This is a genomic window from Hoylesella pleuritidis, assembly GCF_963541955.1.
GTDB lineage: Bacteria > Bacteroidota > Bacteroidia > Bacteroidales > Bacteroidaceae > Prevotella > Prevotella pleuritidis.
Window position 1 is genome coordinate 91,731 of record NZ_CAUTUT010000007.1, and the last position, 25,507, is coordinate 117,237.

General features: G+C 44.2%; 21 protein-coding genes. 9 read left to right on the plus strand and 12 right to left on the minus strand.

Going from position 1 to position 25,507, the window contains the following annotated elements:
- Positions 1 to 252 precede the first annotated feature (252 nt).
- On the minus strand, positions 253 to 3,186 hold the full coding sequence (locus RWY97_RS04475; protein ID WP_315565741.1) for a porin family protein: 2,934 nt from the start codon (positions 3,184 to 3,186) through the stop codon (positions 253 to 255).
- 501 nt (positions 3,187 to 3,687) lie between these two features.
- Between RWY97_RS04475 and RWY97_RS04480 the strand changes: the two genes are divergently transcribed.
- The 5 genes from RWY97_RS04480 (at position 3,688) to RWY97_RS04500 (ending at position 11,411) form a co-directional block, all read left to right on the plus strand.
- The gene (locus tag RWY97_RS04480; RefSeq protein ID WP_024991688.1) at positions 3,688 to 4,407 is read left to right on the plus strand and encodes an ABC transporter ATP-binding protein; all 720 of its coding nucleotides are present in this window, start codon (positions 3,688 to 3,690) and stop codon (positions 4,405 to 4,407) included.
- 73 nt (positions 4,408 to 4,480) lie between these two features.
- Complete coding sequence (locus RWY97_RS04485) at positions 4,481 to 5,740, plus strand: ABC transporter permease (RefSeq protein ID WP_315565744.1); 1,260 nt, start codon at positions 4,481 to 4,483, stop codon at positions 5,738 to 5,740.
- A 26-nt stretch (positions 5,741 to 5,766) separates the two neighbouring features.
- Positions 5,767 to 7,008, plus strand: a complete 1,242-nt coding sequence (locus RWY97_RS04490; RefSeq protein ID WP_315565745.1) for an ABC transporter permease — start codon at positions 5,767 to 5,769, stop codon at positions 7,006 to 7,008.
- Positions 7,009 to 7,207: 199 nt separating this feature from the next.
- Complete coding sequence (locus RWY97_RS04495; protein ID WP_315565746.1) at positions 7,208 to 8,317, plus strand: efflux RND transporter periplasmic adaptor subunit; 1,110 nt, start codon at positions 7,208 to 7,210, stop codon at positions 8,315 to 8,317.
- 400 nt (positions 8,318 to 8,717) lie between these two features.
- Positions 8,718 to 11,411 (plus strand): C10 family peptidase, encoded by a 2,694-nt coding sequence (locus RWY97_RS04500; protein WP_315565748.1) that lies wholly within the window; start codon positions 8,718 to 8,720, stop codon positions 11,409 to 11,411.
- Between the two features lie 376 nt (positions 11,412 to 11,787).
- Here the strand turns inward: RWY97_RS04500 and RWY97_RS04505 are convergent, their stop codons facing one another.
- From RWY97_RS04505 to RWY97_RS04555, 11 genes are all read right to left on the minus strand, one after another.
- Positions 11,788 to 11,931, minus strand: coding sequence for a DUF3408 domain-containing protein (locus RWY97_RS04505; protein WP_315565766.1), 144 nt, complete (start codon positions 11,929 to 11,931; stop codon positions 11,788 to 11,790).
- A gap of 42 nt (positions 11,932 to 11,973) precedes the next feature.
- On the minus strand, positions 11,974 to 12,534 hold the full coding sequence (locus RWY97_RS04510) for a GNAT family N-acetyltransferase (protein ID WP_315565749.1): 561 nt from the start codon (positions 12,532 to 12,534) through the stop codon (positions 11,974 to 11,976).
- Positions 12,535 to 12,592: 58 nt separating this feature from the next.
- Positions 12,593 to 13,126 carry a ClbS/DfsB family four-helix bundle protein gene (locus RWY97_RS04515; protein ID WP_273174822.1) on the minus strand — a complete coding sequence of 178 codons (534 nt, stop codon included), beginning with the start codon at positions 13,124 to 13,126 and terminating at the stop codon, positions 12,593 to 12,595.
- A gap of 6 nt (positions 13,127 to 13,132) precedes the next feature.
- The gene (locus RWY97_RS04520) at positions 13,133 to 13,561 is read right to left on the minus strand and encodes a DUF3781 domain-containing protein (RefSeq protein ID WP_315565751.1); all 429 of its coding nucleotides are present in this window, start codon (positions 13,559 to 13,561) and stop codon (positions 13,133 to 13,135) included.
- Between the two features lie 114 nt (positions 13,562 to 13,675).
- Complete coding sequence (locus RWY97_RS04525) at positions 13,676 to 13,930, minus strand: P-loop nucleotide/nucleoside kinase family protein (protein WP_242400634.1); 255 nt, start codon at positions 13,928 to 13,930, stop codon at positions 13,676 to 13,678.
- Positions 13,931 to 13,938: 8 nt separating this feature from the next.
- Positions 13,939 to 14,553: a DNA alkylation repair protein gene (locus RWY97_RS04530; RefSeq protein WP_314739945.1), complete on the minus strand. Its 615-nt coding sequence runs from the start codon at positions 14,551 to 14,553 to the stop codon at positions 13,939 to 13,941.
- 246 nt (positions 14,554 to 14,799) lie between these two features.
- Positions 14,800 to 16,056: an ABC transporter permease gene (locus tag RWY97_RS04535; RefSeq protein WP_315565753.1), complete on the minus strand. Its 1,257-nt coding sequence runs from the start codon at positions 16,054 to 16,056 to the stop codon at positions 14,800 to 14,802.
- 6 nt (positions 16,057 to 16,062) lie between these two features.
- A complete protein-coding gene (locus tag RWY97_RS04540; protein WP_315565755.1) occupies positions 16,063 to 17,232 on the minus strand; it encodes an ABC transporter permease in 1,170 nt (389 codons plus the stop codon).
- A gap of 19 nt (positions 17,233 to 17,251) precedes the next feature.
- Positions 17,252 to 18,238: an HlyD family secretion protein gene (locus tag RWY97_RS04545; protein WP_315565757.1), complete on the minus strand. Its 987-nt coding sequence runs from the start codon at positions 18,236 to 18,238 to the stop codon at positions 17,252 to 17,254.
- A gap of 7 nt (positions 18,239 to 18,245) precedes the next feature.
- Positions 18,246 to 19,736, minus strand: a complete 1,491-nt coding sequence (locus tag RWY97_RS04550) for a TolC family protein (RefSeq protein WP_315565767.1) — start codon at positions 19,734 to 19,736, stop codon at positions 18,246 to 18,248.
- Positions 19,736 to 20,608, minus strand: coding sequence for a DUF8429 coiled-coil domain-containing protein (locus RWY97_RS04555; RefSeq protein WP_024991696.1), 873 nt, complete (start codon positions 20,606 to 20,608; stop codon positions 19,736 to 19,738). Before RWY97_RS04555 ends, RWY97_RS04550 begins: the two co-directional genes overlap by 1 nt.
- A 178-nt stretch (positions 20,609 to 20,786) precedes the next feature.
- Between RWY97_RS04555 and RWY97_RS04560 the strand changes: the two genes are divergently transcribed.
- The 4 genes from RWY97_RS04560 to RWY97_RS04575 are packed head-to-tail and all read left to right on the plus strand — an operon-like array spanning position 20,787 to position 24,581.
- The gene (locus RWY97_RS04560) at positions 20,787 to 21,023 is read left to right on the plus strand and encodes a DUF4492 domain-containing protein (protein ID WP_021582798.1); all 237 of its coding nucleotides are present in this window, start codon (positions 20,787 to 20,789) and stop codon (positions 21,021 to 21,023) included.
- 42 nt (positions 21,024 to 21,065) lie between these two features.
- Positions 21,066 to 22,664 carry a cytochrome ubiquinol oxidase subunit I gene (locus RWY97_RS04565; protein ID WP_021582800.1) on the plus strand — a complete coding sequence of 533 codons (1,599 nt, stop codon included), beginning with the start codon at positions 21,066 to 21,068 and terminating at the stop codon, positions 22,662 to 22,664.
- A gap of 30 nt (positions 22,665 to 22,694) precedes the next feature.
- Complete coding sequence (locus tag RWY97_RS04570) at positions 22,695 to 23,837, plus strand: cytochrome d ubiquinol oxidase subunit II (protein ID WP_315565759.1); 1,143 nt, start codon at positions 22,695 to 22,697, stop codon at positions 23,835 to 23,837.
- A 54-nt stretch (positions 23,838 to 23,891) separates the two neighbouring features.
- Positions 23,892 to 24,581, plus strand: coding sequence for a peptidylprolyl isomerase (locus RWY97_RS04575; protein ID WP_315565761.1), 690 nt, complete (start codon positions 23,892 to 23,894; stop codon positions 24,579 to 24,581).
- Positions 24,582 to 25,507: the final 926 nt, after the last annotated feature.

The following is a 25,507-nucleotide window of genomic DNA, read 5'->3' on the forward strand; positions in this document are numbered from 1 at the left end:
TTTATTGTTTTATCTTCGTTTCCGATTTTATTATTTCCCTGTCTATTGTGTCTAATCTGAATATAAGGAAAAGATGAATCGTCTAAGAGAATCGAGTTACGCAGTTTTTAGCAGTATTCTTTTATCTGTTGCTGGACTTTGGGAACAACTATAATAAATAAGATATACCCTACTACACGACATGTCATATAGGTTGTGTTTATAGGCGTATTGTTTTTAATCGGTGTGAAAATGCGGATATCAATTCTAAAATTACTTCTTGTTTCCTATATTTATTTTATACAACAGATGGAACATCACGTAATGAGGAGTCGTGTTGTACCGAAGCTCTGACTTTCCTTGGCCGTTGATCTCGTAAGAAACGCTCGACAGACGGTGGAAAAGGTCGAAAGCATCGACTTTCGCCGTGAGTTTTCCTTTTAGGAACGACTGACTGACATAGGCATTGCATACCAAATCGTTGGTGTTCATCGATAAGACATCATACCCGCGACGGCTGAACATCTTCAAATCCATACCCGTTTCCAAGCCGAAAGCGAATTTATATGATCCGATCAGACCGTAATGGAAATCATAAGTTTTGATAGGCGCGAAGTCGCTGAGTTTTCTGTGGGCGTTGCGCCACGACCATTGACCTTCCAAACTGAGTCTGAGTCCCTCATTCTGATAGTTGAACGACGTCGTATGGTCAAGCAGATGATTGTCCACTTTACTCAAAACGCTGGTATGATTGCCTGAGACAGCAGTGAGATCCACATTTCTCTCATAGCTATAAGACAATCGGTTGTCCCACGTAAAGCGGCCTGCGCTGTCAAGAGGGAGGCTGTGATTCAAGTCGATTCGACCGTCCCAGTTACCGTTTACATTCTCGGGCTTGTAGGTGTAAACGCCCGTGGAGGGTTCGTAAGTGAATCCGTTGGCCACTGCCCGATCCCGAATTGTAAACAGAACATAGACCGACGGCCATTTGAGTCGGCCCGTGTGACTGTCGCTCAAACCGCCCTGGAAGCGATGTGTGATGCTGCTTTTCAAATCGGGATTGCCCTGCGTGACGGCTAACGGATTTGCATCGTCGCGCCGTTCCACCCGCTGATAGAGATCAGGCGTATTCACTTGTGTGTAAAAATAACACCAGGAATTGATGCGTCCGTTACCGAAACTGCCGTTTATCATCGGTTGGAAAAAACAGTTGTGTTGTCGAAGCTGCGTGTTGATCAATTGACTGCGGAAGTCGAGTCGCTCGCTTTCGTAATTCAAAGTGAGGTTTAAATTCAGGACCAGATGGCGTTTCTGTTCCTGCTTCGAATAACTGATACTGAGATTGGGACTATGTTTGATGCTGAATTTGTTGCCCGAATAACTGTTCGCTGCATCCAAAGCCATCAGCATCGAATCGCGTGTCGATGGCAGACTGCCGATTTCTCGTTGTGAGGTCTGCCATCCGGCAATACGGTCGAGACGGTATTTCTCATTGTTGTTATAACGTGATTTCTGACTAAAATGATAGCCGGGGACAATCACCAGACCGCCGGGCAACACGAACAGATATCCTGATTCGAGGGTATATTGATAGGAATGAGAGGGATTATGATCGTATTTATCACGATAATCACTGTTTGGTGAGTTTCGTAAATAGTCCAGTTGATATCTGTCCCACAGTGAATTGCGGTTGTTTTGATAAGAAGCAAGAGCTTCAAGATGGATAGCATCGCCCCATTTCAGTTGATAACTTATACCGAAATCGGTTTTGATATCCAGCGCATGACCCTTACCCATCGTGTGAGAACGCTGCCGATTGACAGCCATTGAGCCGAGACGACGACTCAACGGCGTAGCAAACAGCGTGTCGAGAATCATCTCCGTGCTGCCGAAAGACTCGGGATCGGCGTCGAAAGTGGCCGAACGGCTGAGTCCGAAGTTATTGAACTTGTTGTAATCGACATCCGTTGTCCATCGTATGAATGTCTTTCCTCTCGCTTCCAATTTATTGGTAGCCTTGACAATGACATTGTCTGCCTGCGTGGAAGCAATACTCCGGTTATATACATTGCCCGAAGTGAGGAACGATTCGCCTGCACGCACAGTCTGATTATCGCTGTTTCGCCACGAGATACTACCCGAAACATTGTTTCTCAGCGTATTTTTGGCGTTGCTCACAGCTGCATTCAGACCCACGGTTTTCTGTGTGAGCTGTCCGTTCGGAAGTTTGGCAGGGTCCCAGTCGCCCTTCTCGCCAGGCTTGCGGTCTTCGTTTACGTTGTTGAGATTGGCAAAAACAGACAGCTGAACACGCGGTGTGAAATAGAGACTGAACATCTTTTCGGCATAGCGCGAGTTGCTTCCCGCGGCCAAATCGAAGTTGGTGATGCCGGTTTTCTCGTATTCCTTTTTGAGCTTGACATCCATCACGAAGTCCTTTTTCTCCACATCGCGGCCCATAAGCTGGCTTTTGTCGGTGCTTTTCTCATAGACTTGCAGGTTTTTGACGGTGTAATAAGGCAGATTTTCGACCAAAGTCTTGTTGTTTCCTTTGAAAAAATCCTTGCCGTTGAGCAGTAAATAGTCTAATTTACGACCATTGATGAAGATTTCGCCCGCAGTATTGATCGTGGCGCCTGGCAGTTGGCGGATGAGCGCATCGAGCATACTACCGTTGGGAATGTTGAATGCATCAGCATTGTAAACGATGGTATCGCCGCGCATCACCATCTTGATCTTAGTACTTTTCACTACCACTTCGCCCAATGCGTGCTCTTTGTCGGCCATTCCTTTACGCTTCATCGTAAAGTCGTCTATCTGAAAATACATCTTACGACCGCTGAGATCTAACGTGTAGTTGAGGTAAGCATTGGCATAATCAGGGTGTGTCGCCTTGAAAATATACCGTCCTTCGCGCAGTCGTTTGCGGAAATAAAAGCGGGAAGTAGGGTGCACAGACCCCTTATTCCACGTCCACGTGCGGACAGTATCGACGACAATGCTGTCGGCAGACATCAACGTTACTTTTACGTTTTGAATGTCAAGATGAGTGAAAGCATCCGTAATGCGTCCGTCGATATACACATCCCGCTCTTTCACTTTTTTATTTTGAGCGTAGGTGTTGAATGGGGCCGTCAGGAAAAGAGCGGTGAAAAGAATTGGTAATAACTTCGAGTGTCGTTGCATTTTAAGATTGTTGAGATTCATTAGTGGTATAAATGGTTTTGTGTGCAAAGGTATAAAAAAAGATGGAGAAATCTTTACCATCTGTCAGTAATTTGTTAAAAAAGGCTGATCGCTTCTTAGAAATAAGAATCTTAGGGGGTAAGAGAATAGACAGTTGTATTCATTTGAAAACCAGTAAGATACAACTTTTGTCGTGATTAACGGTTAAATGTCTTGCGAAAGACTGTTAAATGCTTTGCGAAAAGCCGTTAAACGGCGTGCAATGAACCGTTACTTGGCCGGCAATTGACGGCTTTTCCGAATATAAGTTGTAACCGATTAGAAACCAGTAAGATATAGGATTGCTGTGAAACTGCCGCATACGACACCCATTCGGCGTTTCCGATAAAGGTGATGGGCATTTTAAATAGAAGTCGGGAAGCGGTTTTCGAGGTTGGAGATGAGGAAGTCTGTTTACCGTTTTTGGTAAAATTTTCACATCTCTATGCAACTTTTCTCTTGCCGCTTGCGTCTGAACGATATATGATACATCTCAAAGACATCAATAAAACCTATTTCGGTGCACAGCCATTGCACGTGTTGAAGGGTATCAGTCTTGACATCGCAGAGGGCGAATTTGTCTCGATTATGGGCGCATCAGGGTCGGGGAAGTCTACCTTATTAAATATATTGGGCATTCTCGACAACTATGACAGCGGCGAATACACGCTTGCGGGTACGCTCATTAAAGACCTCTCAGAACGTCGCGCGGCTGAATATCGCAATCGAATGATCGGTTTTATCTTCCAGAGTTTTAATCTGATCGGATTCAAAACTGCTGTGGAGAACGTGGAGTTGCCGCTGTTTTACCAGGGTGTGAGCCGTCGGAAGCGTCATCGGATGGCAATGGAGTATCTCGAAAAACTTGGTCTTGCAGAGTGGGCAGGGCATTATCCCAATGAGATGTCGGGCGGACAGAAGCAGCGAGTGGCCATTGCAAGAGCCTTGATCACGCATCCCCGCATTATCCTTGCAGATGAACCGACGGGCGCTTTGGACTCAAAAACGAGTGTGGAAGTGATGGAACTATTGAAGAGTCTTAATCAAGAAGAGGGTATGACTATTGTCGTGGTGACGCACGAAAGCGGTGTCGCCAACGAAACGAATAAGATTATACACATTAAAGACGGGCTGATCGGGCAGATAGAAGATAATTTTGATCATCAGGCCGGCCCTTTCGGAGTGAACGGAATGATGAAATGAGTTGTGTGTTTCTGATACAAACAGACAGGTACATACCCCAACCCTTGACTTAGGGAGCTAAAACGAAAAGCCAATGCACGATATATTAGGAGAAATCTGGTCAACAGTCAAGCGCAATAAGTTGCGTACTGCACTCACGGGATTTGCCGTGGCGTGGGGCATCTTTATGCTGATCTTCCTGTTGGGGGCGGGCAACGGACTGATCAATGCACAGCTTTCGCATATGGGACAGTTCTTGGCCAACTCGATGATGGTAGGTTCGGGCTATACGTCTAAGGCTTATGACGGACTGAAAGAGGGACGAAATATTACGCTTGATGATGCGGATATTGCTGAGACGGGGCGTGATTTTCAGGCCCATATCGATGGAGTGGGAGCGATGATTTCGGAAAATAGCGTGATGATCAGTTTCAACGACAACAGCGTGCAAGCCTCGCTCACGGGCGTATATCCCAATGAAGCCGTCATCAATAAGAAGGAAATGCTTTATGGGCGATATGTCAACGAGATCGATATGGACACTCGGTGCAAATCGATCGTGCTGAGTGAGGAGCAGGCCAAAGAACTCTTGCCAGGCCATTATGCTGATTTGGTGGGGCGGTATGTCAAAGTGGGGAGCTTCGCTTTCCGTGTTGTGGGCATTTACAAGAATGATGGGAGCCGGATGAACAGCGATGCTTATACGGCGTTCACTACGATTCGGATGATGTATAACGAAGGAAACAAGGCTGATAATATCATATTCGAGTTTCACGGACTGTCAACCCAGCAGCAGAATGAAGATTTTGAGAAGACATATCGGGCTTCCATTAATAGCAATCATCGTGCAGCGCCAGATGATAACGGGGCCATTTGGATATGGAATCGCTTCACGCAGAATATGCAAATGAATCAAGTTGTGGGCATTATTCGTACATTTCTGTGGGTCGTCGGCCTGTTTACGTTATTGAGCGGCATCGTCGGTGTGAGTAATATAATGCTGATCACGGTGAGGGAACGTACTCGCGAATTCGGAATTCGTAAGGCTATCGGGGCCAAACCGTGGTCGATTCTTCGGCTTATCATTATCGAGAGTATTATCATCACCACGTTTTTCGGTTATATCGGAATGCTTTGCGGCATCGGAGCCAATCTTTATATGGATGCCACGATCGGTCACACGAAGTTGGATACGGGTGTGTTCCAAGTTACGATGTTCGTAAATCCCACGGTGGGCTTTGATGTCTGTATCGAAGCAACACTTGTAATGATATTGGCAGGAACCGTTGCCGGATTGATTCCCGCACGTAAGGCCGCCCGCATCCGACCGATTGAGGCATTGCGGGCAGAGTAGAGTCAACAGATGGAAAGGAACAGAGAATGATCGATTTAGACAGATATAAAGAGATTCTTGACACACTTTCGAGAAACAAGACACGAAGTTTCCTCACGGGGTTTGGTGTTTTTTGGGGCGTGTTTATGCTTGTGGCATTGATCGGCGGCGGTAAGGCGATGAAGGAAAGTTTGTCAAATGAACTCCAAGGATTTGCTACCAATTCGGCCATTATCTTCCCCCAAGCCACCACGAAACCTTATCACGGATTGCCGAAAGGGCGTAACTGGTGTCTGGTTTACAATGATGTGGAGCGACTCAAAAGCCAAGTTCCCGGCCTGGATGTGGTTTCTCCGATGCTGACTCACTGGGGTAGCAAGGTCACTTTCAGTGATAAGAAAAGTCAATGCTCGGTGAAAGGCTTGGAGACTAATTATCAGCAGGTGGAGACTCCGTCAATGTTCTATGGGCGTTATCTCAATGATATGGATATGCAGCAGCATCGCAAAGTGTGCGTATTAGGTAAGAAGGTTTATAAGACGCTGTTTCCCGGCGGCGGAGATCCGTGTGGACGGGTGGTATGTATCGATTCGATCTATTACAGTATTGTGGGAGTCGACTATGGAACAAGCAATATGAACATTAACGGGCGTAATGAAGAGAGCGTCGTTATTCCGTTGACGCTGATGCAACAGGCCTATAATCTGGGTGACAGCGTGCATCTGATGTGTGCTACCGTACGTCCCGGTGTCACGATCAGTTCTGTTACCGACAAGATGCGCGAGGTGATAGCCCGTCCTCATCACATCGACCCGACCGACGAGAAAGGTATTGCAATTCTCAATGCAGAGGTGATGTTCGGAATGGTGGACAGTCTTTTCACCGGTGTAGACTTCCTAATCTGGTTAGTGGGAATCGGTACGCTGTTGGCCGGAGCTATCGGCGTGTCGAACATAATGATGGTAACGGTACGTGAACGGACGACGGAAATCGGTATCCGAAGGGCTATCGGAGCTACGCCGCGCAATATTCTGAGCCAGATCATAACGGAGAGTATCACGCTTACTGCTGTGGCAGGGATGAGCGGAATACTGTTTGCCGTTGTTGTCTTGCAGCTTGCAGAGATGGCCAACACATCCGATGGCGTTGTCAATACGCACTTCCAGGTAAGCTTCTGGACAGCTGTCGGTGCAGTCGTTTTGCTGAGTTTACTCGGCGTTTTGGCTGGACTTGCCCCTGCTGTTCGTGCAATGAGTATCAAGCCTGTTGATGCGATGAGGGAAGAATAAGGGCCTTCACCAGCTCCTCAGAAAGAGGGGTGAAGCGCAGAATACTGAGAAATTAAGATTAAAAGTATAATAGAGTCATAAACAAACGGGAGTTTGCTCTCTTCTGAAAAGGTTGAGTAAGACTCCAAATGTGCCTTAAAGCCACGCCTCTCGGTAGGTACTTCCCTCTTTTGGAGGGGTTAGGAGAGGCCCTTTTTGAATGAAACGTTACACTAAATTTATCGTTGCCGGAATCATTGCAGTGATCTTTGTCGGCACATTCGTTTTTCTTTGGATTCAGTCGCAACCCCAACCCGTGGCTTATGATGAGTTTACGCCGCGTGTGATGAACCTGAAAAAGACTTCTATCATCACCGGAAAGATAGAGCCTCGCAATGAAGTGAGTGTCAAACCGCAGATCTCAGGCATCATTACTCAACTGATGAAACAGGCCGGAGACAAGGTACAGGCTGGAGAAGTCATTGCCAAGGTCAAGGTCATTCCCGATATGGGGCAGCTCAGCAGTGCACAGGCCCGACTCAGGTTGGCTACTATCAATGTCCGACAAGCCCATACCGACTTTGCCCGTGAGAAAGAATTGTTTGATAAAGGACTTGTCTCTGCCGATGAATACGATAAAGTTCGGCAGACCTATGACCAAGCCCGTGAAGAAGTCTCAGCTGCCGAGGATAATCTCGAAGTGGTTCGCGATGGTGTATCTAAGCACAATGCCAAAGCCAGTTCTACACTCATTCGCAGTACGATTACAGGTCTTATCCTTGATATTCCTGTCAAAGTAGGTAACAGCGTCATTCTGTCCAATACTTTCAATGATGGTACCACTATCGCCACTGTGGCCAATATGAACGATCTTATCTTCCGTGGCAACATCGATGAGACTGAAGTAGGGCGTTTGGTCACGGCTATGCCGATGAAGATTACCGTCGGTGCGCTCCAAGATTTGCATTTCGATGCTTCGCTGGAATATATCAGTCCGAAAGCCGTCGAGAGCAATGGCGCTAATCAGTTCGAGCTCAAAGCGGCCGTCTCCGTGCCTCACGGTCGTCAGCTCCGTAGCGGTTACAGTGCCAACGCCGAAATTGTTCTTGCCTCGGCGACCAATGTACTCACCGTTCCTGAGAGCGCCATTGTGTTCGAGGGGAATCAAACTTATGTTTATCTCGTCAAAGGTAGCGGCGAGAATAAGACTTATCAGCGTTGTAAGGTTTTCACTGGCTTAAGCGACGGCATTAATATCGAGATCAGATCGGGGCTTTCACCGAAAGACAAAGTGCGTGGGCCAAAGATGGTGAAAGACTCTGATGCTTAACTTATTTTACCGTTTTTATTTTTATACGACACATTGTCCGTCTTACCCCACGAGTGAGGTAAAAAAGGTTCCATTTATAGGGAAAACGCATTATGAGGTTTTAGTCATTCGGACTCCAAAGGAGAGAAGAATACATCAAGTTATCGTAAATATGTTAAATGTATATCGGAGGCAATATATCCGCTAAGAATATCGTTGACAAAAGCAGGCTCATTGCATAAGGCTTATATCGAACTCACGTCATTTTATAGCTTATATGTGGTTGGAAAGTTTATATAAGATGTGCAAATAGTGATTTATTTTAGAAAAAAGCATTAACTTTGCATCCGCTTCCGAGAGTCATCGGAACAGTAAAAGATAAATTATCAGGATGATAGAAATGAAATATTGCACAAAAGGAATGAAGCAGAAAGCAGAAATAATGGAAAGAAAAGGTTATCGCCATCATACTATTGCCGTATTATCGGTTATTGTGGTTATGTTCGTTACCGTCTCTCTGACAGCTTATGGTAAAGACATCGATCCGCAAACGGCAGCTAAAATAGCAAAAAGATATGTCACGCTATCTCGCAATAACGATGCAAAAGCGCAGACGAGAAGCATTAACGGAACAGTCGAAACTCCTTATTATATATTCAATGACGCACGGGGACGCGGCTTTGTCATCGTCTCCGGCAACGATGAGATGGGCGAAGTGCTGGCCTACGGCACAGAAGGAACACTTGATACGCTAAACGTTAATCCCTGTGTGAAGCTACTCTTAAAAGGTTATCGGCAAACGTTTGAAGTGTTGAAAGAGGGAAAGGCAGTAGTCCAAGGCAGTACCCGCGCTGGTTTGCTTTCAAAAACCGTATCGCCATTGCTGAAAAGCAAATGGGGACAATCACACCCGTTCAATGCAAAAACCGGTTATCCTTATAGTGGATGTGTAGCTACGGCGGTGGCTCAGATGATGTATTACCATCAATGGCCTGCCCAAGGACGCGGTAAAAACGAATATACCGTAAGCTACTACCATACCAAGAAAAGTGCAGATTTCAGTCAGTCGCACTACGATTGGGCAAACATGCTGCCCGACTATCGCTACCCAGTGCGTGCAACAGCTGCACAGGAAGATGCCGTAGCCTTATTGATGAACGATGTCGGCATAGCTTCTTTTATGCAATATACCCCTAATGCGAGCGGTACACAAGGATTATTTGCTTATCAAGCTCTGCAAAAGAACTTCGATTATACGGCTGCATACATTACAAGGGCAGTGGAAGGACCAAGCCGTTTTGCTGAGATACTGCGACAAGAACTGCTCAACGGATGTCCTGTTTATTTGGAAGGCAGCCCTGCCAGTTCTGCTTCAGGGCATGCGTGGGTGGCAGACGGATTCGACAAAAATGGCCTCTTTCATATGAATTTCGGTTGGGAAGGACAAAGCGATGCCTACTATTCGCTCACAGCCCTCAACTTATCGCAAACCGGAAACGAGTTTCAAGGCAAGCCTTTGGCCTTTAACCGCGCCATTACAGCAATCCTTGCACATCCCAACAACGGAAAATATCCGGCCATAGAGCGAGGTCTCTTAGAAACATCCCCGCAACTGATGTTCAATGAGGGAGGTTCTTTCTCGCTGAAAGACGTAACAGGCAAAACCTTTAACCCGTCGCAGATGATGACCGTAGAGATGAATTCTTTCGTAAACAGAGGCAATCCTTTTAAAGGCGACATCGGTGTGGCCGTCTACGACGAAGAAGGAAACTTCAAGCAAGTGGTTTATTCCGATGACCATGCAAGCGGCGGTCTCACGCAGCGCATTTATGGCGCCGACCACGCAGGCTTTATGGGACGAGACTTCCTGATAAATCAGGCACAGCCCGTAAAGATAAGTCTTGCAGATCTCGGAAACGGTTATTATCGTCTCATTCCCGTGTGTATAGCCCGTAAAGATGATGGTTCTTGGAATGAATTCCTCCGTATGAAGAAAGCACCCACCATAGAAGTGGAACTATCAAACAGTACTGGTCGTATCTCTGAAATTTGTACCGAAGACGTTCATTTCCAGCTAATGGCGCAGCCAAGGCTTGCAGGTAAAGCCGAACAAGGTGGAAAAGTGCAGGCTATTTTCACAGTGAAAAACCTCAATGGAGTGCCCCGCGACTGCTACTTGAGGGTGCAACTGCTCAACGCGAGCAAAACGGTTGTGTTGAATACGCGTGTCGACAAGGTAACAGAAATCGAAGGCTTTACCGAGGCGGAAATACCTATCGTGCTTTCATTGCCCGCCGGTCTTGCCCCGGCACGCTATGAAGTGAGGCTCGAAATATCGACGGATGAGGCAGAAACCCTGCGCTATCCTGTAAATAATATTCACGATAAAGATGCTGCTTATATCGAGGTGATAAAGGCACAGGAAAGACCGCTTATGGCAAAAGCTGAAGTCTTTCTGGCCGACGACTCGAACGAGAGGATTGCATCTGGCAGTATTGACATCTCGAAAGTACCTAACTTCAAACTCGCCGTCGCGCTGCGCACATCTGAAAACAGGAGCTACGAAGGACCCGTATCTATGTTCTGCGAAGACATACAGACAAAGGAAAAGATAAAAATACAAGGGTTTGACGATCATGTCACCATTTCTTCATCTTTCGAAGTGCCGCTCTACAGCTATTGGCTGCGCAAGAGCAATCTGCAATTGGCCGATGGACATACCTATCGGGTGATAGTAATGGGGCAGATAGAAGGCAAGGACGTGGAGTTGAAAAATCCGAAGGAACCCACCTGTTACCTCAAGCGGAAAGGCGATATACTCACCCTTTACCATGGAGTGCCTACAGGAATAGACACCGCACCCACAGCCACTACCTCTTTCGACATCAGGCACGATGGCAACCAACTAATAGTTTCGGGCAACGGTTTGAGAATCTTACGATTGTACAACATCGGCGGTAGATTGGTCAAACAGGCATCGACCACCGATGGAAGCCATGCCACTATCTCTCTGCAAGGTCTGGAACAGGGCGTATATCTGCTGCGAGTAGAAGCCGGAAAGCTACATCGCACTTATAAATTCTTCCACCAGTCTGATACTGAAGCCTTGCAGTAAAGTTCCATCAGTTTATCCTCATTGCCGAAATAAAGATCTTGTTCGAGATGCATTCAGCATCTGTTCATTTGGCTCAAACAGAATACTGTTGTTCATTGCTTTTGCTAGATTTGTCTTAATTTCTTGCTCGGGCGACAATGATAGTGGCGTAAAGGCTAATACGACAGAAGATGATTATAAATAATAGGGTAGGTCGTGACAATTCTATGAACTACCCTAATGATGAGGCATATAACTTGATCGAACTCATGCCCAATAAATGGTCTTACCCATATGAGCGGAAACATCAGCTTCCTTAAAGAAAGATGGCTTGTAGTGCAGTTCTTTGCCGATAAGAGAACTGCTGCTCTTTTCTTTTTCATTGTTTCTTGTTTGATTAAATATTATACGATTTGAGATGGTTATTGAACGACTCGGTAATGTCGCTGCCGAATATTGAGAAGTGACATGCCAGCACATTGTCGAGATAACTTGCAATGAAAATCTCATTGTGTCCGATGATGTGGATAATTTTCTGGATATATTATTAAGTTTATTTTTGTCATAATCTCCCTTGTTATTTTTATTTCAAATTACCGATGTTGTTTTTCCAATCCTCTAAAGTGATTTTGGTAAAATGCTCTGTGCGAAACTCGTTCATCAATGGAACAGGCTTATTGTCTTCTGTATGGCTGTAAATGAATCCGCATTTCTCTTGTGCTCGTTTTGATCTCTCGTTGCCATCGTAGTACCCACACCAAACCGTAGTTTGCCGTAAGTTTTCAAAAGCATATCGAAGTAATTCGTTTATGGCTTCCGGAATCAAGCCTTGTCCCCAATAGGGCTCACCAATCCAATAACCGATTTCACATTCGTTGTCTGCCATTTTTGCACTATTGACTTCACTTCTTGTCATCATTATTCCTATGCTTCCTATAACCTCGCCCGTTTCTTTTAATACAACTGCATAGTTTTCAGGAGCAGAGAGTACTGCCTTTATAATTTCACAACTGTTCTCTACACTTGTATGCGGTGTCCAACCAGCAATAGGACCAACGTTTGGATTCCGTGCATATTTGTATAATGCTTCAGCATCGTTTTCTTTCCACGCTCTCAGTATCAGGCGTTTTGTTTGTAGTTCCATATTTTTCTTATCTTCTACGTTTCTTTATTAGCCTTATTGTAAGGTTTCTACCGTTTGTTTATTGTGTTTTAATATGTGCTTTTATTTTCTTTATCGCCCAATCGTAATGGCTTGAGGTTGCTGAAACACTGTAAGAACCGAGCGTAGAGGTGCCCGTCCAATCGAATATGCCCTTGTTAAAGAGTTCGTTGTCAGAGAGAGTTGCAATCAATTCCATTACTTGCTGATGGCTCTCTTTTAATATTGCCTTTGCGTCTGATAGCGGTGTGCTTTGGTGTTTTTCCCAAAACTCCACGTTTATTGTCGGATATGTTCTCCAATTATAAGGCTCAGGAAGAAAAGGTTTGCGCTCTCCTGCACGATTGGAGATTATCCAATTCAGTAACAACTGATGCCATTCGTACAGATGAACAAGTACATCGCGCAGATTTTTATCTCTGCTCCAATGTGCTTCCTTACCCATTGTAACCATTTTTTCTGCAAAGATTGCTGTTTGTTGCTCTTCAGTCATACTGTCTATGAGCTTCCACATCTTCTCAAATTGTCCATTGGCAGATGTTATTAAATCCACTTTTGTTGTTACTCGTGCCATAGTTTTTTATATTTTATCTGTTGTAATAACTCTGTATGTAAAAGAGTTGACGGTGATACGGATATGTTCTGTATCATTAGTTATATAATAGTTCTTTCCTTTTTTCAGGAAATGACTCGTGTCTGTATGCTTGATAATGTCTGAAATAAAGCTTTCTATTTCTTGTGGCGATAGATGAAGTCCGAGCTTTCGGTTTATCCTGTCATACACAAGTTTTTTATAGCAGAGCTTTTCTATGATGGTTGCTTTCAGCGAGTCGTCTATGTTTTCATATTTTTGACCATCTTCTTTTTGCAAAAGACTATCGGTAGTCTTTTCTTTTAGCTCGGTTTGGCATTGTTTAATGGTCTTTCCTGCCGTGTCAATGATAATGCAGCTTTTGTGCCACTCGTGATATTCTCGGTTTTCTATGTCGTTCCACATAGGGAGTTTCATATTTGCTACTTCTGCATTTCTCTGTTCTGCACGCTTTTTGTGTTCTGTCTTATCCGAACTAATCTCAATGTTTATGAAACGGCAGTTGTTCTTGACAGCAACGTCTTCCCATTTTCACCTTGTCAGTTCAATAGGGTTACAGCAATCAGCCACGACATTGTTGCCCAATTGCAGATTGTCGGCTGCTATACGATATGTCAACCGATAGCCTTCCCCCTTAACATTGATACGACACAAGTCTTTCAAGCCTTGCTCAATGGTATCAATGCGTAGATAAGCCGCTCCGAAATGCTTTACAACAGACTTTGCAAATGTAGATTTTCCTACTGCCGGAAGTCCGGAGAATATAAAGAGAATAGCTTTATTCATTGCAATCTTTATTTCAATAACTTAGTTGCAAGTTTATAAGTAAACAGAACTCGTGGATTGGATAAATCCCATTGCTGTACTTCGGCTCGTATCAATTCACGATGCTTCTTGCTTATATCCTTCAAAGCATTTCCCACAGATTTCCGAAGATACTCGCTTTTGTGCGCCTTGTGCTTACTTATCAGTTCGATAGCCAACAAAGGATTATTCTTAAAGAATGGGCGACTTGTCCAAATCCTTAATCCTTCCGTTACAGCACGGATAACATTCGGATTGTTGTCATTCAACCATTCTTCAATGAGCAGCAAGGACGTTTCATATCCTCTGTGTTTGCAAACTTCATCGAAAGCCTTTGCAAGCATTTCTTGTACTCGCCAATTTTCATCAGTGCTTATTCGCTCTTTCAGAAAACAAAGTGCATTATTATCCTCTGTTGCCAATCTACCCAATACCGTTGTTGCCAACATTCGGGCTTGATAGGCTTCATATTCAAACAACGTGAGTGCAAGTTCAAAACATTCTTCCTTCGGGTGTGTGGAAACAACCTCATCAGCCCCATCAATAATATGCTGAAAACCATGCTCTATTAGTAGTATCTTGTTCAATAAGCTATCTACTTCCATTTGTTGTGTATTAAGTCACTCAGTGCATCTTCTTGAAATTCTTTTATAGGACTTTTTAAAAAGTCTTATAGGGCAATTTTAATTCTCCGTTTGGAAAACTTGCCGTTTATTTGTGCGCTTTTCTACCAAATTTCTACCTTTTTCAGTTTCATTCTTTTTCTATGTTGCGGTAAGTAAATACATTGATATAGTAGCAGTCGAAATGTATGGGTTATCCTGTCTACACACCTACCCTATACAGAATTATCACTTTTTAGTTTTAGCCCTTGTCACTTTGGCCTTGATGGCATTTAGACGCTCGACGGCGTGTCGGCGCGATTGAATGATTTGATAACGGTAGACGGCACAAGTGGCAAAAAAATAGACGATAACTTGTGTCCACAGCATTTGGTATTCAGGACGAATGTCGGCTAAAGTTGCTCCCATTGTGTTGAGTCTTACGAAGCCATGAATTCCGAATGTGGAAGGAAAAATATAGGCGATGGCCTGCCAGACGCCTGGAATATTACTCTGGGGCCACGATATGCCGGAGAGGAAAAGCAGCGGAATCGAAGTGAAAACAACCAGCAACATCACGTTTTCACGATAGCGGATTGTGCACGAGAGCATCATTCCGAAGAAAATGGTAGACAGGAGATAGGGTACCATCAAGCCTAAGAGGTCGCGGCCCTCGATAATCTGCACGAAACCGAAGATGCGTGGAACGGCTAAGGCAAGGTAGGCTGCCATTACGCAATAAACCATAAAATAGCAAAGAGATTTGCCAAGAACGATTCGGAAGAGTCCGTTGTAATGGCGACTTACGGGTACAAGATCGCGATAACGATTGTTCTCTCGAGCTGTTCCTGCGGCCAAACCGATTCCTAAAAGCAACGTTTGGTGCAGAATTAACATTAATACACCGGGGATGATAAAGTTGGCGTATCCCCCCGTGCTGTTGAATATCGGCACTTCGGTAAAGTCGAGTGGTTGGACAGTTATCTGCTCGTCGCGTTTGGTAAAGTTACGCGAACCGGCAAGCTGTATGCCTGCGTTTATCTTGCTGATAACAGAAGTTGCTGTCTGATAAATCGCTTTGTAATTGAGCATAATGCTCATATCACAATAAATACCGATCGTGGCTTGCTCGTGTCTGTTGATTCGATCGGTGAAATTGGCTGGAATGTATACAATGCCTTTAACCGCTTGCTTACCAATAAGTTGTTTCGCCTCGTCTAAATTGCTGCAATGAGAGGCTACATTGACATCCGGTGCGGCGTCATATTGTCGAATGAAAGCGCGGCTCTGCTCACTGTGAGACAGATCGACGACGGCCACCGGTACTTTGCGAACCACCTGATTGTTATAGATCCACGAGTAGAGTAGTGGGTAAAGGAGCGGTACCAAAATGAAAAAAATCAGTACGCCTTCATCTTTGACGGTACTTCTCATCTCTCTTGCCCAGATATAACACATATCTTGGATACCCTCACGGATGTTATGTAGCAAGCTGTCTTTTCTCATCTTGGGTCAAGGAATGTAGACATATTCAAGCATCGCCTTTCTGATTCGGTAGATCACGAGCAGCGGAAGGGCTGCAAACAGTACAAGGGCAGCCACGTGTGGCCACGCGTCAAGCAGCGGATAGCCATTGAATATGTTGATTTGGTATATCATAAAATAATGGCGCATCGGGAAAAGCCACGCCAATGACTCTATCTCCGGGCCCATTGCAGAGAGCGGGAAAGTAGCTCCCATCACGCTGAAGCTTAATGCAGCCCACAACGAACAGATACTCATAGACATCCTGAGCGACGGAGTTAGCCCGAAAGTAAATATTCCGAAACCTTGCGCTGAGAGTACAGTGAGAAGCCCAAGCAACAGAATGGAACCGAGCCCGCCTGTGTGTGGGAATCCCATTATGTAAAATACATAGAACAGATAAGCATAGGTAATAGTGAGGAAGATCAGGAATTGTGGCAGCATCTTGCCCGTAAGTGCAAGCCAGATATTGTTTCCTGCCATCCGCATCCATTCTTTGGAACGGGTGAATTTCAGTTCTGTACCGATGGAATAAGCCGTAATTAGGAAGATGAACAACATCAGACACGCTGGGGGGAGTGAGGTACTGAGATAGACGTTGTAGTTAATTTCGGGGTTATTGATGGGGTGTAGGTCAATGGAAATAGGTTGTAGGAATGTGCGAATTTCATCATCGGTTTTGCCGATAGCTGACAATTTGGCTTTACCGACAGCTACCGACCCCAGTGTGGCAATGGTTTTTAAATCACGAAACAATAAGGCACCCGATGTAATCGATGCATAGCTGTAATAGAACGAAATCTTGGGAATCCGTGAAGCTAGCAATTCGTTTGTCGTATTCTTAGGAAAGTAGATGAATGCATAAATCTCATTGCGCTGTATGGCATTGCGTGCTTCGTTGATATTGGGATAGTGGGCAACGATGTCTGTTGATTGAAAGGCGTCTAATCTGCGAATTAATGTGCGCGTGGTAGCTGTATTGTCTTGGTCTACCACACCTACGGGCATATTCGTGGGCTGTCCTTCGTCCATCAATGAAGTGAAAAATACCACCACGATAATAGGAAAGATAACCATACAGAAGAGGTAAACGGGATTGCTGCGCAGGATTCCACATTCCCTTACAGCCACTCGATATATCTGCTTCAATACTTTCACGCTTTGCTGTTTTAGGCTATTACTCCTTTACAATCAATGACATTCCCGGGCGCAGACCGTCGAATCTTTGTGTGGGGCGTGCTTTGACTTCAAATGTTTTTAGGTCGTATTGCCCGTTGGTCTTCGTCGCTTTCCAAACAGCATACGAGCCTTGGTCTTTCATATAGAAGACTTTCATCGTGAGGCTCTTGTTGAATGCAGGCGAAAATGCGGTAAATGTGTCTCCTACTTTCAGCCCTTTCAGTTGGTCTTCGCGTACATTGAATGTGCCCCACATATCTTTCAAAACGGAAATACTCATAATCGGTGAGCCGATACCGACCAATTCGCCTATTTTGGGATAAACATCGCTGACTTCACCTTCCATCGTTGCTACTTGTACCGTTTCTTTGAGTAAAGATTTGACTACATTGACCGCCCCCCGAGCAGCTGTTACCTGGCCTGCTGCGGCTTGTTTTTCTTCAAGTCGCGATCCGTTACGCGCCATGTCATATTGACTCTTGGCCGCAAGTACTTGTGCCTCTGTAGCTTTGTAGGCTGCAAAAGTCTCGTCGCGTTTCTGCGCACTTAACACACCTTCGTTGTAGAGATTCTGTACCCGTGTATATGATTTCTTGGCGATTTCGCTGGCTGCCAAAGCTTGTTGCCATAGCTGATAAGCTCCCTGAATTTGTTCACGGCGTGCCCCGTTATCTGCCATCCTACTGACGGCAGCCGCAGCATGCTCTGTACCTTCTGCTACTTGTTTTTGTGCATCCACCTCAGGTACTTCTAATATAGCAAGTGTGTCGCCCACATGTACAAAGTCACCCTCTTTCACACGCAGCTCGACAACCCGTCCGGGGAGTTTGCTCGATACCCTATATTCGGTTACTTCTACTTCTCCTTGGATAATTTCTGGCGAACTACTGAGCGTGAAAAATCCGATGACTGCCACAATGACCACCACTGTAATGAATCCGATGATGGCAAGCATAATGTTATTGTGCTGTGATTTTGCTGACATAATCTTCTTAATATTGTAATGTGCCAAGTGCTTTTTCGAGGTTTACCTGGCTTAATTTAACTTCAATTTCTGCATCTATCTTTTGGGTCTGGGCTTGCAACCAAGCTGTTTGAGCTGCAATGACATCGGTAGACTGCATTATACCTTCTTTGAATCCAAGGTTAGCACAGCGTAGATTCTCTTCAGCACGCTCTGTATTTTTAGTAGCCATTATGAGTTTTTTAGATGCTTCTTTTATTTTGAATGTGCTCTGATTGACTTGTAATTCTACTTTCTCACGGGCATCGTAGAGTTCCATTTGTGCAATGTTGGTCATTGCTTTGGTTGCATTGATCTTATATCGGCCTTCAAACCAGCTCCAAATCGGTACACGAACCATCAATCCGATATGGAAATAGCCAGAGAATTTGCGTTCAAATCCGTTGAAAACATTGGGATTCGACATAGTATATCCACCCAGGGCTGCCACTTGTGGTAGATAAGCGGCGCGGACGAGATGCGTGTTCTGTTTGCTGATAGCTATGGCGCTTTCCAACATTTTCAGTTCAGGACGGTTGCTGATGGCTGTTTGAATGGTGCCTTTATTTATCGAGATAACGGTATCGAGATTTTCTTTGTTTTCATCAGTTAGCTTGATATCGCCGGTCATAGGTATGCCGCAGAGTTGGCACAAGTACATCTTGGCTAAGACAAGACCGTCGTCCACCTGCGTCTTAGCCATCTCCGCTTCATTGACTTTTACGTCCACTTTCAGTCCGTCGGCCCGAGTGGCCACGCCTTCCTGGATCATTTTGTGTACGTCATCGTCTAATTTCTGTACTAATTTCAAATAACTGTCAGCCAACGCCTGCTTGTGTCGCAGGGATACTACGAGCCAATAACTCTGGTCGATGTCGTATAGTGTAGATTGAATCTTGCTATCGATGTTGTGAACTGCTAATTGTTCGCTGATGTTTGCAATCTTATTAGCTGCCGTAATAGCTCCACCCATATAGATGGGCTGGCGAATCAAAACTGAGGCAACAAAGACGTTACGAGTATCTGTACGAAAGGCGTCGCGCACTTTCTGCCCTGCCTCGTTCAAAGAGTTCGACATCGATGCTCCTACTTTGTTTAATATATTGCCAAACAGCGAAGCTTGGCCGGGCGTAATGATGCCTTTCTGGGTCAGGTCGGTGATCAGGGGCGTGATATCATTGCCGATTTTGGTCCCTACATTAGTGCCGAAATTACTCAATGCATCTTTTTGCCGATTGTTGAGAATAGAAATCTCGCGACTGGTAAACTGATAAGCCCCCATTGCATCCATCTTGGGTAGATATTTGGTGCGCATAGCTTTGCGCGCATTACGCGCTACATCTCGGTTCAATTTGGAAATATTCAGCTGCTTGTTGTTGTGCAAAGCCAAAGTACGGCAACTATCCAATGAGAGCACGCGCTGTGCTTTCATCGGTAGAGTCGCATAGGCAAACAGCAGGACGGAGAGAATCTTTTTCATCATTTGAAAGTAAAACTCTTAGAACCGATCATATTCCCATCAGCGAAGACACTGACTTCATAAGTGCCACCAACCAAGGCCTGCGAAACAGTCCAATACATTACGACAGGCGTTTCTTGTCCGCCATACTCCACGGTCTTCTTCATTGAGCATTGTAAAGTACGATTCTCATAATCAAACGTCCCTTCCCCTCCAAGGATTCCGCCTGTGGGTGAAGTGATACGTACGTAGATGTTTTTTACGCCGCTTGTTGCCGTAACGTTTTTAGCAAGGCTGAAATTGAGTTGCAACATTTTGCATTTGCTCACATCGGTAGTATTTTTGCCACGCTTGTTCTTGGCAGTCAGACTGATACCAATGGCATCCAACTGGGCAGCAATAGCTACTTTCTCGGACAGAGAAGCCTTCTCTGTATTCAGACCCTTGATTTGTCGTGTCGCTTCTTCATATTGTCCTTTCACCCGAGTATTCTCAGCGGTAAGACTTTGGTTTAGTCTGTTCAGAGAATCTATCTCTATCACGTAGCTCCGAAGCACTGCACGCACGGTGGCAAGCTCCCTTTTCAGTCGGGCGATTTCACGGGCATCACTACTCTTTACACTTTTCAACTCTGCCAGTAGGCGCTGTGTACGCTCTTGTTCTGCGGTGAGTTGTGCCACGATAGAGTCGTTATTGATCTGTGTTTTCATCTCGCTATATTGGTTAGCAAACTGTTGATACTCGTTCTCCATTTCCTTTTTGTCGAGTTCGGCCAACTCTTGCATTTCTTTATTGGCCTGTTTTTGCTCATTTAGTGTAATGGCGAGATATACGATACCTCCTATCAGCAGTACGCCGAAAATGATGAGTGGGATGAAGATTTTCTTATTCATATCATCTATAATTATAGCAAATCAGTTGCACGTGCAAATTTAAATCTTTAATCTTAAATAACAAAGGAAAAATGTTTCTCAAGTCTTTATAATCTTAAAATTTAGCATTTTTAGGGAAAAACAGGCGAAGATTGGAAAATAATCTCTATCTTTGCATATTGTAAGAATTACAAATTTGATGGATAAGAGTAGTTTTATTTATCGTGTGTTTGACCTTTATTATGACGGCTTCAGGCGTATGAAGTTGGGTAAATCGCTGTGGGTCATTATCTTTATCAAGTTATTCATTATGTTTGCTATATTGAAATTCTTCTTCTTTCCTGACTTTTTGAAAGAGAAAGCGCCGCGAGGAGGAGAAGCCGATTATGTGTCCAAGGAGTTGATAAACAGAGCTGGACAAGCTGAAAAGCATTGAAAAGAAATTTCTTAATTATTATATCACCTTAGAAAAGTAAGTATGATCAATCACCTATTATTAGATGTTACCTCAGGGACAATCGACTGGTCAAGAGGACAGTTTGCACTGACAGCGATTTATCATTGGCTTTTTGTCCCATTGACACTGGGACTTGCTGTTATTATGGGCATAGCCGAGACGTGTTACTATCGCACGAAGAAACAGTTTTGGAAAGACGTGGCCCGATTCTGGCAAAAACTCTTCGGTATTAACTTTGCAATGGGTGTCGCCACGGGTATCATCTTAGAGTTTGAATTTGGTACCAATTGGAGTAATTACTCTTGGTTCGTGGGCGATATCTTCGGAGCGCCGTTGGCAGTAGAAGGAATTATTGCTTTCTTTATGGAGTCTACATTTGTGGCCGTGATGTTTTTCGGCTGGAACAAGGTTTCTTCTGGTTTTCATTTAGCTTCGACTTGGCTCACAGGATTGGGCGCGACAATCTCAGCTTGGTGGATATTAGTAGCCAACTCGTGGATGCAATATCCCGTGGGCTGCGAGTTTAATCCTGATACAATGCGCAATGAGATGGTCAGCTTTGCCGATGTAGCGCTGTCGCCATTTGCTATTGACAAGTTTTGTCATACGGTTACATCATCGTGGATCATCGGGGCAGTCTTCACCGTGGCTGTGAGTTGTTATTACCTGTTACGTAAGCGTGAGCAGAAATTGGCCGTAGAGAGTATTAAGATTGGTGCTGTCGTAGGATTGGTTGCTTCTTTACTCACTGTGATTACGGGTGACAATTCTGCTTATATGGTAGCTAAGGTACAGCCGATGAAATTGGCTGCGATGGAGGCTCTTTACAACGGAGGAACTGACCAAGGGCTGACAGCTGTAGCGTGGGTGAATCCCGTGGAGCAGAACGATTATAAAAATCAGAAAGAAGTACCGATGCGCGTCTCTGTTCCTTATGCACTTTCGTTGCTTGCCACTCATTCATTGCACGGATTTGTGCCTGGTGTAAATGATCTGATCAAGGGATATACTCGTGAAGATGGTACGCGTGAACTCTCGGTTGCTGAGAAATTAGTACGTGGAAAGATGGCCGTTAATGCTTTAATGGGTTATCGCGCTGCGAAGAAAGACGGTCGAAACGAGGCTGCGAAAAAATACTTGGCTGTGCTCAAACCCAATATGAAATATTTTGGTTATGGTTATGTGGAGTCGGCCGATCAGTTAGTACCTTTTATTCCGTTGTGCTTTTGGTCGTTCCGGGTAATGGTAGCATTGGGCGTTTTGTTTATTCTCTTCTTTGCTGTGACGTTATTTTTCGTTTATCGTAGGGACATTGCGCGTTATCGTTGGCTTCTCATTTCGGGTTTAGTGATGCTGCCTTTGGCTTATATTGCCAGCGAGGCTGGATGGGTTGTAGCAGAAATGGGGCGTCAACCGTGGACCATTCAGGATATGTTACCCACTTGGATAGCCGTATCTGATTTGGAGTCAAGTTATGTGGCACTCACATTCTTTATTTTCCTTGCTCTTTTCACTGCATTGTTGATCGTAGAGATTCGTATCCTTTGCAAACAAATCAAGAAAGGACCGGAATATGGTGAGGCAGAAGAAATGCTCACATCGAAAGAACTTATAAACTAAAAAACTTACAAACTCATAAACTCACACACTATGTCTTACAGTTTTTTTCAACAATATTGGTGGTTCCTCGTATCATTATTGGGTGCCTTGCTCGTGTTCCTGATGTTTGTTCAGGGGGCTAATTCGCTCATTTTCAATCTGGGACGAACCGACACCGAACGGCGGATGCTGATCAATTCTACCGGTCGGAAATGGGAGATCACCTTTACCACACTTGTCACTTTCGGCGGTGCTTTCTTTGCTTCGTTTCCTCTTTTTTACAGTACGAGCTTCGGCGGAGCTTATTGGCTGTGGATGGTTATTCTCTTCTCGTTTGTTTTGCAGGCTGTGAGCTACGAGTTTCAGAACAAACTCGGCAACGTCTTCGGTGCTAAAACGTTTCAGATTTTCCTTGTTATCAATGGCATTTTAGGACCGTTATTGCTTGGCGGTGCCGTGGCAACATTCTTCGACGGGTCTAATTTTATCATCGACAAAGGCAATATTACTCAATTAGGTAATCCTGTTATCAGTCGTTGGGCTAATGCCAGCAATGGATTGGATGCACTGCTTGACGTGTGGAATCTGGTACTTGGACTGGCCGTATTCTTCTTGGCACGTGTCTTGGGGACGCTTTACATTATTAATAATGTAAGTAATGAGATAATTCGTTTGCGTTCACGCCAGCATTTATTGATTAATGCCGCCATCTTTTTAGTACTCTTTCTCACATTTCTCGGACGTACTTTGTTGAAAGACGGATTCGCTTATGATCCCACTACGGGTATCATTTCAATGGAGCCACAGAAGTATTTTCATAACCTGATCAATATGTGGTATTTGCTCTTTATTTTGGTTTTGGGAGTTGTGCTGCTGCTTTTTGCCATTGTTCGTACTGTGTTTAGCAAAAACTATCATCAAGGTATATGGCCCGGTGGCATTGGTGTGGTGCTGGTAGTGTTGGTTTTGCTGCTCTGTGCTGGTTGGAATCATACGGCCTATTATCCGTCAAACGTTGACTTACAGAGTTCGCTCACCATTGCCAACAGTTGCAGCAGCGAGTTTACTTTACGAGCTATGTCGGTGGTATCGCTATTTATTCCGTTCGTTTTAGGCTACATTGTTTATGTCTGGTATTTGATGGATCGGAAGAAGATAGATGAGAAAGAAATCATAAATGACGATGCTTATTAAAATAATCCGGGTACAAGTATGTTATGTCAGTGGTAAACTTTGAAATCAACTGATATGCAAAAGATTCTCTATGCACTGTTCCTGCTGATATTACAAATGCCGGCAATGGCTGATACGGGTACGGGTGAGTCCCGACGTGAGATACTTCTCAAAACGGATAAGGGTGACATTTTGCTTGCTCTTTACAATGAGACACCTCGCCATCGCGACAATTTCATTCGATTGGTCAAGAATGGTTATTATGACGGCGTGCTTTTCCATCGCGTCATCAGCGATTTTATGATTCAATGCGGAGACTCTACTACTCGCCACACTGAACCGGGGGATAAAGCGGGAGAGTATGCACCCGTTTACACGATACCCGCTGAGATTGTCTATCCTAAATTCTTTCATCGCCGTGGCGTGTTGGCGGCCGCTCGTGAGCCCGATGATGTGAATCCTAAGCGAGAGTCGTCGTCCTCGCATTTCTATATTGTTTATGGTCGTCGATTTACCGAGGATGGACTCGATAATCTGCAAGCTCGGCTCGATAAAACCACCGGAGGAAAGATTGTTTTGACTCCCGAGGTACGCGAAATATACAAGTCTGTGGGTGGTACACCGCATCTTGACGGTCAATATACTATCTTTGGCGAAGTGTTAAGCGGTATGGATGTTGTCAAGGAAATTCAGTCGGTAGAGATCGATTCCAAAGATCGTCCTCTGGAAGATGTTCGTGTCGTCAAAGCAATAGTAGTGAAGTAGTGTATAGGAGGAATATACAAATTGAATGGTACTTGATCGAAAGGAGCCGCAAACATTGTTTGCGGCTCCTTTCGATCAAGTACTGATTTGAGGCGATAGCCTCTTCTGAATAATTATGTATACGGTTGGTAGCAGATACCGTATTTGTGTGAACGGTCTCCATATTTAATGGTGAGAAGTTCCTTAGTAGTTGGGCTGTATCATAGGACTTGTGGAGGAACAGTCGTATACTTCTCATTTGATAGAAACGTAATCTGAAATACACAGAAATGGAATGTTTTGCTGAAAATATAGGAGAATTCAATATTATTTTATCTAATTTTCTATCAAATTTTAGTCACTTTTTATACATCCTTTTGTATATGATTCTATAATTACTGTAAACGAGGTGGAGCAAAGTATAATCTGTCGGAATTTTATCTCTATCAGAAATTACAGCTTTTGTAGAATATATTTTAGTGAACTGTGCTTTTAATCTATTTTTATTCCTTTGTAATCCTCTTTATTATATAAAGAAAATAAAGGTATTTACTGTACAGTGAAATAGAAGTTTGATTATCAAAGATTAAGGTGATAATAAGTTGCAACTATGCCGATCACGACTCGCAGTAGGCATAGTATTAATGCTTTTTTTTATATTTGTTTTATGGTGGGTAGATAGTAACTCTTTTATATATAAAAATAGGTATAGGAAAATTTTCCCCCTTTTGTTAATACTGTAATTATATATTTTGGTTTCTTTTGGATGAATAAGGAAAATTCTTAGGTCCGATTTGTCTATTATACGGGCTTATAGACCCTATCTGAACATAAAAATGCATTATTTTTGAAATTTCTTTCGAAAATATTTGGTGGCTACTGTTTTTTGTATTACCTTTGCACTCGCTTTCGCCTCTTTGTTTAGTTGGCGTTAGTTAAGAAGAGTG